Source organism: Promineifilum sp. (SeqCode) (assembly GCF_041918635.1).
In the GTDB taxonomy this organism is placed as follows: domain Bacteria; phylum Chloroflexota; class Anaerolineae; order Promineifilales; family Promineifilaceae; genus Promineifilum.
The window spans coordinates 1-9922 of the sequence record NZ_JAYRVJ010000815.1 but is presented as its reverse complement, the minus strand read 5'-3'; the positions used below and the strand labels follow the sequence as shown (position 1 = coordinate 9922).

General features: G+C 66.7%; 4 protein-coding genes and 1 pseudogene. 2 read left to right on the top strand and 3 right to left on the bottom strand.

What is annotated here, in order from left to right:
- Positions 1 to 38 precede the first annotated feature (38 nt).
- Positions 39 to 1322 (bottom strand): S1C family serine protease, encoded by a 1284-nt coding sequence (locus ACE3UY_RS23195; RefSeq protein ID WP_374689837.1) that lies wholly within the window; start codon positions 1320 to 1322, stop codon positions 39 to 41.
- A gap of 270 nt (positions 1323 to 1592) precedes the next feature.
- Here ACE3UY_RS23195 and ACE3UY_RS23190 point away from each other — a divergent pair, with 270 nt between their 5' ends.
- Positions 1593 to 4952 (top strand): hypothetical protein, encoded by a 3360-nt coding sequence (locus ACE3UY_RS23190; protein WP_374689836.1) that lies wholly within the window; start codon positions 1593 to 1595, stop codon positions 4950 to 4952.
- 282 nt (positions 4953 to 5234) lie between these two features.
- On the opposite strand, the gene ACE3UY_RS23185 is transcribed toward ACE3UY_RS23190, so the two are convergent.
- On the bottom strand, positions 5235 to 7667 hold the full coding sequence (locus tag ACE3UY_RS23185) for a GAF domain-containing sensor histidine kinase (protein ID WP_374689835.1): 2433 nt from the start codon (positions 7665 to 7667) through the stop codon (positions 5235 to 5237).
- A complete protein-coding gene (locus ACE3UY_RS23180; protein WP_374689834.1) occupies positions 7660 to 8433 on the bottom strand; it encodes a response regulator in 774 nt (257 codons plus the stop codon). The genes ACE3UY_RS23185 and ACE3UY_RS23180 overlap by 8 nt, the downstream gene beginning before the upstream one ends.
- A 293-nt stretch (positions 8434 to 8726) precedes the next feature.
- Between ACE3UY_RS23180 and ACE3UY_RS23175 the strand changes: the two are divergent.
- Positions 8727 to 9922, top strand: a pseudogene (locus tag ACE3UY_RS23175) (hypothetical protein); the annotation flags it as partial.

The window sequence follows — 9922 nt, the reverse complement described above, 5'->3', positions numbered from 1 at the left end:
GCGTGAACCGCCCTTCGCTCGCTTACTCCGCCACCGCCTTACGGCAGCTGCGGCATCGGCAACTGCTGCTGCTCTTGCTGTACCGGCGTGTCGGGCCGCTCGCCCAACGTCAGGCTGAGCGTCTGCGGCTGGCCGTCGCGCAGGACGTTCAGCGTCACCGTCTGGCCGACGGTCGTCTGCTGGACGATGTAGCCGAGCAGGTCGTCGAACTCGTTCACGGTGATGGCGTCGATGCCGGTGATGACGTCGCCGCCCAGGCCGTTCTCCGCGTCGCCGCCCTGCAGGCCGGCCGCTTCCGCCGGGCCGCCCGCCGTCACGTCGGCGACCAGGACGCCGCGCGTGCTGCGGTCGAGGCCCATCTGCTCGGCGATGTCGGCCGTCAGCGTGCCGCCGCTGATGCCCAGCCACGGGTAGCGCACTTCGCCGCCCGCGCGCAACTGGGCCACGACCGTCTTGACCACGTTGGACGGAACCGAGAAACCGACGCCGCTGCTGCTGCCGCTGAGCGATTCGATGGCCGTGTTGACGCCGATCACCTCGCCGTCCAGGTTGATGAGCGGGCCGCCGGAGTTGCCGGGGTTGATGGCCGCGTCCGTCTGGATGACGTTGGGAATCTGGTAGCTGGTGATGCCGAACTCATCGGTGGGCAGCGAACGGCTCAGGCCGGAGATGATGCCGGTGGTCATCGTGTTGTCCAGGCCGAACGGGCTGCCGATAGCGACGACCAGCTGGCCGACCTGGAGCGCGTCCGAGTCGCCCAGGGGCAGGACGGTCAGCTCGCCCGGCGCGGCCTCGACCTTCAGCAGAGCCAGGTCGGCCTGCGAGTCCGTGCCGATGACCTCGGCGTCCTTCGTCTCGCCGTTGGCGAAACCGATGACGATGGGGCCGCCGGCCTCGACGACGTGGTTATTGGTGACGATGTAGCCCTCGGCGTCGATGATGAAGCCGGAGCCATTGCCCGTCTGCAAGTTGACGCTGACCACGGCCGGATTGACGCGCTGGTACAGATCGATGAATATGGTTTCCTGCGTCGTCGTCTCCACTTCAACCGGCTGGACGACCTGCGCCTCGCCGGCGGCCTGGTCGGCGTCGGTGAAGGGCGCTTCGGCCGTCGGTTGGGCCTGGGCCGGGTCGGTCTGGGTCTGAGCGACCGTGGCCGTGGGGTCGGTCTGTAGCTGGCTGCTGACCTCCTGGACGACGGCCGCAGCGGTCGGCGACAGGGTGGGCAGCGCGCCGACGGCCTGATCCAGCACGGAGCAGCCGGTCAGCAGAATAGCGATAAGGGCCATGACAACAAGCCCGATCGAAAAACGTTGTTTCATCTTGCCTCCAAATAGAACGCTGTTCATATATGGTTGTATTGTGGCGGAGAATCGTAAAGAAAATGTAATGGGGGGGTTAGGGATGGATGAGTGAACTGGGGCGAAGCCTTCATTTGACACATGACGTTTTGCGCAACGGCGCGTGACATTTGTCACGTTACCCGACGGCCGGGCCGATCTATACTGCTATCAGTTCAGATTGTCCCCGCGCGCCGGTTTCCCGAAGCGGACGCCGGCGCGCACCAGCTAGACGCTCAAGGGAGGGATGCCATGAGCCTTAGCCGCGTCTATCGAATACCCCTGCTGTTTACCTTATTGGCCGTCACCACCCTGCTGTTCACTGTACGGCTCGCGCCGTCGTGGGCGGCCGGCGAGGCGTGTTGGCCGGCCGGCAAGATGGACATTCCCGCAGACGGCCCGCCATGCAACGCCCCCGAAGCCGTCTCCTACGCCGACATCGCCTCGGGCGGGCCACTGACTCACATTTACGCCGGCGTTGAGGCCAGCGTCCAGGTGGCCCACCAGCTTGACAGCTCCCACTACGAGTTTTATCCGTCCGGAACCAGACCGGGCGACGCGGGCACGCTCCTCGTCGTCGACGGCGTCCTCTACGCGCCAAACTTTGGCCAGCACGGCGGGACGGCCACGGGCAACCTGGGCAGCTTTACCCCCTTTACAACGGTCAGCCAGACGGCCGTGACCGGCTCCGGCACGAGCGCCGATCCCTATCGCGTCGTCACTATTGTCGCCGCCGGCGCGACCGGCGTGCGCCTTATCCAGACCGATACCTACGCGGTCGGCTCCGAAGCGTACCGGACTGACTTGCAGCTCTCCAACAGCGGCGCGGCCCGGAACGTCATCCTCTACCGGGCCGCCGACTGCTATCTGGGCGCGAGTGATTACGGGTATGGCATGGTCAATGCCCAGGTGGGCGCGGTGGCCTGCACCAAGAACCCCAACAACACGCCCTCCGGCCGCATCCTCCAGTACGTGCCCCTGACAAGTGGCAGCCGCTACTTGCAGACCAGCTATAACCTGCTGTGGGCCTACATCGCCACCAAGCAACCCTTCCCCAATACCTGCCGTTGCGACGAGAGCATCGACAACGCCATGGGGCTGAGCTGGCAGCTGTCCCTGCCGGCCGGCGGCCAGGTGCAGCATAGTCACCTGACCACGTTCTCGCCGCTGGGCGCGCTGCCCCTGACGCTCCAGAAGAGCGCCGACAGCGCCGAATCCGCCCCGAACGGGGCCAACGGCTACACTATCACCGTCAATAACCCCAACGGAACGCCCGTCACTGTGTCCGCCATCGAGGACACACTGCCGCAGGGGTTTACCTACACCGCCAACTCAACCACGGGCGTGACCACAGCCAACCCGGCTATCAGCGGCCGGAAGCTGACCTGGACCGGCTCATTCGTCGCCCCGGCCGGCGGGTCGATCAGCCTGCACTTCAACGTCAAGGTGGCCGCCACGCCGGGCCGCTATCTGAACGACGTCAGTGGCACGGCCGAGGGGCATGCCGTCAGTTCTGCCCTGGGGGTCGCGCCCATCGACGTCAAGGTGACCATCGTCCCCATCAGCATCGGCTTCGTAGTCAACGAAGACGGCTACAACTTCCCGAACTACGGCGAGTCGAACCTCAGCGACTACACCCAGGCCGACATGGTGCTCATGTTCGGCCAGGACGACACCTGCGCGGCTGTGGTGGGGCCGGCCTGTCTGATAAAGCCGGCGGCGATCATGTGGCACGCGGCCACGGTCTGGCAACTGCGTGGCGGCCGCTGTGACGGCATGACCACCTCCGCCCTCCGCTTCTACACTGAGATCGACCAGCCGTCGCAGTTCGAGCCGGGCGAGGAACTGACCTACGGACTGGACAAGAGTAATGCACGGCGCAATCTGTCGTACCATCACGTCCTGCAATTTGCGCCGAACGTGGCGGCCGGGCGTTCCTATAATACGCCCAACGAGGTGTTGCAGCGCGTCTACCAGGCGCTTCAGCTGCAAGGGGCGTCGCTGGTCAATCTGGTCATTGAGAACCAGGCGCGCACCGCAGCCCACTCCGTGCTGCCCTATGCCATCGAGAATGCCGGCGAGGGCAAGTGGCGTATCAAAGTCTACGACAGCAACTCGCCCAACGATGCCAACCGCCACATCCTGATCGACACGACGGCCAACACCTACAGCACCAACCTGGCCGGCCAGATGGGCAGCTGGACGGGCGACGCCGTCAACCCCCACATAAGCGTGTCGCCGCTTTCCCTCTTCCTACAAACGCCGCAATGCCCCTGGTGCGCCGGGGCGGGCCGGGAGGGGCAAGCCGCGCTGACGGCCGCGACCGCCGGCGACGTCTCGCTGCTCATCACCGACAGTAGCGGCCGGCGCGTCGGCTACGTGGGCGCGCAGTTCCTCAACGAGATTCCCGGTGCGGCCGCCCAGCCGCAGATCGGCGGGTTGGGCGTGTCGCTGGAACCGACCTACTTTCTGCCCTCTGGCAATTACACTGTTCAGTTGCGCAGCCGGAGCGGGGCCGCGACGGCCGGTAATGCGCTGACGCTCATCGGGCCAGGCTATGGCGCGTCGCTAGAGAATACGCCCGTCAGCTCGACGCCGGACACGCTGACGCTGGCCGACAATGGGCGTACCGTCTCGTTGCAGGCCGGCGCGACCAAGGAAGTTACCCTGTCGCTGACCGGTGGGGCGACAGAGAACGAGCGCTACATTGTGCGCAGCGTCAACGTGGGAGCGGGGCGGGGGGTATCGCTGCGGCAGAACCCATCGGCCAAACAGGTCACGCTCAGCCATCAGAACGCCGATAGCGGCCAATACGACCTGGAACTGCGACGGGTGACGACCGCAGGCGAGGCGGTGCTCGTCCACCACAACCTGAGCATCAGCGCCGGCGACTCGCACGTGGTCAAGCTGGACACGTGGAGCGGCGAGAGGGTCCAACTGTGCGTTGATCGCGGCAGCAATAACACCCTGGATGAGTGCCGCTCGATCGAACACCAGGACAGCGCCGGCCCGACCTATCTCTTCCTCCCCACCATCCTCCAAATTCCCTACGTTCCCCCCGCCGTCCCCCTCCTCAACGGTAACTTCGAGCAAGGGCGCGGCGTAGGCTGGACGGAGTACTCAGGCCACGGCTGGCCCATCATCGTCTCCCAGGCCGACTTCCCCGAAGGCTTCACCCTCCACAGTGGAACGTGGGGCGCGTGGTTGGGCGGCGAGTTCAACGAGGTCTCGTTTATCGAGCAGGAGGCGACTGTCCTGCCCACTGAGCCTTACCTCAGCTACTACTACTGGATCGCCTCCCAGGACACGTGCGACCACGACTTCGCCAGCGTGAGAGTGAATGGGGCCGTCGTGGCCCAGTACGCCCTGTGCCAGAGCAATAACAGCACCGGCTGGAACCGCCACGCCGTCAATCTCGCGGCCTACGCCGGCCAGACGGTGCATCTGCAACTGCGGACGGAGACCAACGGCAGTCGCAACAGCAACCTGTTCATCGACGACGTGGCCTTCAGCACCGCCGGTCTGGCGCAGAATCAGGCGACCCAGAGCCAGGCCGCCCCCGCCCTGGCCGAGGCGACTAAGGCTGCGGCCGAATGGGGACGCGGGCGCTAAACTCGGCGCGACAAAAAAGAACTTCGGGGCTTGTTGATCCCCGAAGTTCTTTCCCCTTCTGACTCGATTATTGCGCCCTACTGGCTGGAACTATCTTCTAGTATAAGCAAAATGACGCCGGCCGCGACAGAGGTTGCCCCTATTTTTGTCTGATATTTTTACGTAGAGGTGTCCATAGTCAGGCAATGCATTGCCGTCCCCCGCCCTCCCCTAACCCCTCCCACAGGGAGGGGGATCGGACGCCCTCGCCCTTTGGGAGAGGGTTGGGGAGAGGGTCTTAGGCTACAACCCGCCCGGCAACCACCCGCCGACCTCCATTCCCTGTCCGGCGTCCGTCTGCAAGTAGAACTCGCCGCCGCCCGCCTCCAGGCGCGCCCGCATCGACGCCAGCCCAAAGCTGCCGGCGGCCTGGGCGGCCTGGCGTTGCGCCTCGCTGGCGCCGCGGCCGTCGTCGCGCACGCGAAACGTCACGCGCCCGTTGGCGGCGGCCAGATCGACGCTGACCGCCGTCGCCCCGGCGTGGGCCTCCACGTTGTCGAGCGCCTGCTGGATAACGCGGTAGAGCGTATGGCGGTTCTCCTGTGTGGTGTGCTCGTCCAGCGCCGGCATGACGCTCAGGGTGGTGCGGATGCCGGTGCGGCCCTGGAAGCGGTCGCAGAGGGCCGCGACCGCCGGGGCCAGGCCGCGCTCCAGTTGGCTGGGGGCCAGGTTATAGCGGATCTGGCGCAGCACCGCGGCCGCCTCTTCCACGTCGCTGATGGCCTGGTCGAGGATGTCGCGCGTCATCTCCGGTTGCGTGGCGGCAGCATCGCGGCCGACGGTCAGATAGAAGGGCAGCCGGCCCAAAAACTGCTGGGTCGTGTCGTGCAGCTCCTGGGCCAACCGCTGCCGCTCGCGATCCTGTACGTCGGCCATGCGGCCGGGCAAGCGGCGCAACTCGGCCACGCTGGCCGCGGCGGTCAGGAAGAGGGCCGCCTGCTGCCCCAACAGCTCAGCCGTCTCCAGGTCGCGGTCGTCGAAGATCTCCTCGTCCCAGCGCGGCCCGACGGCCACCAGTCCGATGAGGCCGTCGTCAGCGATGAGCGGCAGCGCCACGTCCAGCCCCAGTCCGGTCGCCAGCGGGCGCAGCCAGCCGGGCAGCCCCTCCGCCCGGTCGATGCGCAGGGGCGCGCCGTCCGGGTCGGGCGAATCGGGCCACAGCCCCAGGGGCAGCTCGGCGGTGAAGTCGCCGGCCCGCGCCGCCAACTCCAGCGCCTCGCCCTCAGCCGGGCGCAGCCAGATGGCCGCCCGCTCCAGATCGAACTCCTCGACCACGCCGCGGGTAATGGCCTCGGGCAGCAGCTTCAGGTCACGCTGGGCGGTGATGCGACGGCCGAAGGCGCGCGTCGCCGCCGCCGCCCGCCGGTCGGGGTGGAACAGCCGGCCAAACATGCCGCGCCAGGAGACGGCCCGTCCCCAGACCAGACTGGAGAGGAGCGCGGCGATGAACAGTGGCAGGAAAGGCGGTCGCGCGCCATCTTGCGGCCAGGCGGGCCGGCTGGTGGCCCACAACGCCGCGCCCAGCGCGGCGACGAGGGCGCTGAACGATAGCGCGATGGCGACCAGGAAGAGCGGCGACGGGCTGCGCAGCGCTCGATAGCGCACCAGCACGTAGGCGAACGTCAGCGGCACGGCCAGCAGCACGTAGCGCAGGTCGAAGCCGCGGACGTAGTAGGAGATCTGCTGGCCGTCGATGACCACCCACGTGAGGGCCGAGATAATCAGCACGGGCAGGGAGATGGCCAGACCGATCAGGACGATGGCCAGTACGCGGCGCTCGCGCGGCCGCAGGTGGCGGAAGTGGGCCAGGCGCAGCGTCAGCCGGCCGATGACGGCCAGAAGCCCGGCGGCGTAGAGGATCAGCGTGCCGTAGTAGTTGATGCGGGCCGCCAGCCGCGCCGTCTCCTGGGAGGGGGCATCGAGCCGGGCGACCACGGCGGCCGCCGCCACGACGACGCCGGCAGCCGCGGCGACCCGCACCAGTCGCCGCGGCGTAGGCCCGACCGGATAGGGGAAGTGGGCGGCAAAGTGCATCAGGCCCACACCGACCATCGGGATCATGGTCAGCAGGATGAGTTCCACCGCGACCGACAGGGTATCATCGAGAAAGAGGGTGTGGACGAAGAGCGCGCGCACCAGGGCGACGAGCGCCGTCACGCCGGCAAAGGCGCGGTTGACGGCGTTGGTGGGCGCGCTGAGGTAGACGACCAGGGCCAGCCCGCCAAAGACGAGCGCCATGATCAGGTCGGGCAGGCGCGCGTCGAAAAAGTGCGCCAGGGTGAAGGGGCGCACGGGCACGGCGCGCGACATGATCTGGTGGGTGGCCGGATCGTGGAAGGTGACGTTGACGAACTGGCGGCGGGCGGCGGCGGCGTCGCGGAAGGCGTCGCGGGCGTCGTCGTAGCGGCGGCGGTCGACGGCCAGCAGGGTAATGCCGTGGCGCAGCCGGCTGCGGATCATGCCCGACCACCAGCTTGGCGTGTTGGCGTCCACCTCGCCCACGGGCGCGGCGCTGCGGCGATAGCTCAGGTAGCCGCCGAACGGCTGCCCAACCTCGCGGGCCATGTCGTACACGCCCAGCAGGGCCAGGGCGGCGGTGAGGACGAAGAACCAGACCAGAGGATCGCGGCGATAGCGGTGGGCGGACGATGGCGCGGCGGGCGCGGCCTCACTCATGCGATCCGTCCCGGTACAGGAGTTGGTAGATCATTACGGCTTTGGTCAACAGCATCGATTTGCGCAGGGTGGGGGCGGCCGTATCGACGGCGTTTAGCCCCAGCTTGTCGTAGACGTGGCCGATGTGGTTCTCCACCGTGCGCGGACTCAGGTCAAGCTCCTGGGCGATGCCCAGGAGGTTGTGGGAGTTCGCCAGCCGGCGGGCTACGTCCCATTCGCGCGGCGTCAGGGTGGGCATCAGCCGCACGGCGCGCTCCACCCAGCCGCGTTCGTCCACCCCCAACTGCGCGCGCATCTCCTGGGCCAACTGCGGCTTGTTGGCCGCCACGTGGTCATCGAGCACGACGGCCCCGGCGGCCGTCTCGTGCAGCACCTTCAGCAGCCGGTCGGGCCGCGCCCCCTTCAGCATGTAGGCCAGCCCGCCGATGCCCTGACGGATGAGATCCCACACGTCGCTGCCCCGGTCTTCATAAGCGGAGAAGACGACGACGCCCATCGTCGGGTCAAGCGTCTTCAGCCGGCGAACGAGGCGCAGGCCGACGGACTGGCTGACCTGGGCCTTGCCGTGGGCCGCGGCGGGGATGACGATGTCAATCACCGCCGCCCAGGGGCGGGTTTGCTCGGCCAGGGCGAAGGCCGCCGCCTCGTCGCCGGCGGTGAACACCTCGTAGCCGTTGCTCCGCAGGAACAGGGCCACGCCGTCGCGATTGAATTCGTTGTCATCAACGACCAGAATACGTTTGTTGCCTTCGTCCGTCGCGCTCATGGGATGATTATAACGGAGAATGGTACGCTGATGACGCTGATTTTGAGGATTTTCGCTGATAAGAATAAAGAGGATTCCTTATCAGCGAAAATCAGCCAAATCAGCGTCATCAGTGGCCCATTTCTTCAATTGACAGCCGCCCGATTCGGAGTATCCTATTAAATGAGCAGAATGTAAGCAGCGGAACGGCCGTTGTCTCCGTCATTTCCCCCTAGCCGCGCCGCTCGCCTTTTCCAACGGGTTGCGGAGCCAGTAAGGCGACATTTCCTATACGTGGTTAGGAGGTCAATCGAATGAACCGCTCGTTCCCCCTGCCGCGGCGCAAGCTGCTGTTCGGCCTGGTCTTGCTGCTCGCCTTGGCGCTGATGCTCATCGCGCCGGCGGCGCAGGCCCAGACCGAAGCGCCCGAAGCCGCCCCTACCGATGGCCTGACCCCAGGCCAGCACGTCACCTACACCCAGCGTGTGCCGATCAACCTCGTGTTCGTCGGCTACGAACAGGGCGACTTCAGGATGAATGACCTGAAGAGCGTCCTCCCCAACAGTTATGCGCCGGCCGTCCGCGCCCCCATGTGGTACGGCCTGACCGGGCGCGACATGGGCCTGAAGTTCAACTTCCGGTACAACGTCACCTTCACTAACCGGGCGTTCGAGAATGACTTCTTCGGCTACCTGAGCGACATCGCCGTGCCCGGCCCCATGACCCCCGGCATGGTCTACTACAACAACCAGCAGACCAACGTCCTCGACGTCACCGACCCGGTCTGGTACATCGACGCGCCCTCGACCGAGGCGTGGCTGATGGACAACGCCGGCCGGCTGGGCGTGGATACGGCTAAGGGCTACACCATCTTCTTCGTCAACTGGTACAACCGGCCCGATTTCAACTTCCACCTCTACACCAAGACCGACTTTGCCGATCCCGACCTCGGCTACAACCACGGGGCCAACGACTGGTACCGCGTCACGACCGCCTGGGGCGGCAGCCACGGCCGCACGTGGTTCTATGACCTGTCGGCCGGGCCGGAGGACTGGAGCTTCACGGAGAACGTGGACAACCCCGACCTGGACGGCGACGGCATCGAGGAGTATCGCATGCCGCCCATCTGGGAGTACGCGCCCGACGGCTACCGCGACCCGGCGGCGCTGGGCGGCGACCTGGGGCTGGTGTCGCGCTACATCGCCATCAACCTGCTGTTCACTTCCTCGCCGCTCTATGACCCGCTGGCCAGCTCGCCGCAGCCGGGCGGGCAGAAGGTGGTCAATAACGAAGTGTTCGAGCTGGACGGCCAGCGCGCCGTGAACGGCACCGACTTTTACAGCGAGGCCTACACCCTCAGCCGGCTGGGCGCTCTGGAGCCGTACTATGAGTGGGAGGCGGCCACCGACCTGAACCGGCCGGCCGACGCCGGCATCGGTCGGGCGCTGCGCATCTTCAGCGGCAACGCCCTGGTCGGCGGCTGCTGGGAGGAGTACGGCACGCCCTTCGC

Bases quoted from the DNA above. Each gene is read 5' to 3' on its own strand.
- ACE3UY_RS23195 (WP_374689837.1), bottom strand. From the start codon at position 1,322: ATGAAACAACGTTTTTCGATCGGGCTTGTTGTCATGGCCCTTATCGCT.
- ACE3UY_RS23190 (WP_374689836.1), top strand. From the start codon at position 1,593: ATGAGCCTTAGCCGCGTCTATCGAATACCCCTGCTGTTTACCTTATTG.
- ACE3UY_RS23185 (WP_374689835.1), bottom strand. From the start codon at position 7,667: ATGAGTGAGGCCGCGCCCGCCGCGCCATCGTCCGCCCACCGCTATCGC.
- ACE3UY_RS23180 (WP_374689834.1), bottom strand. From the start codon at position 8,433: ATGAGCGCGACGGACGAAGGCAACAAACGTATTCTGGTCGTTGATGAC.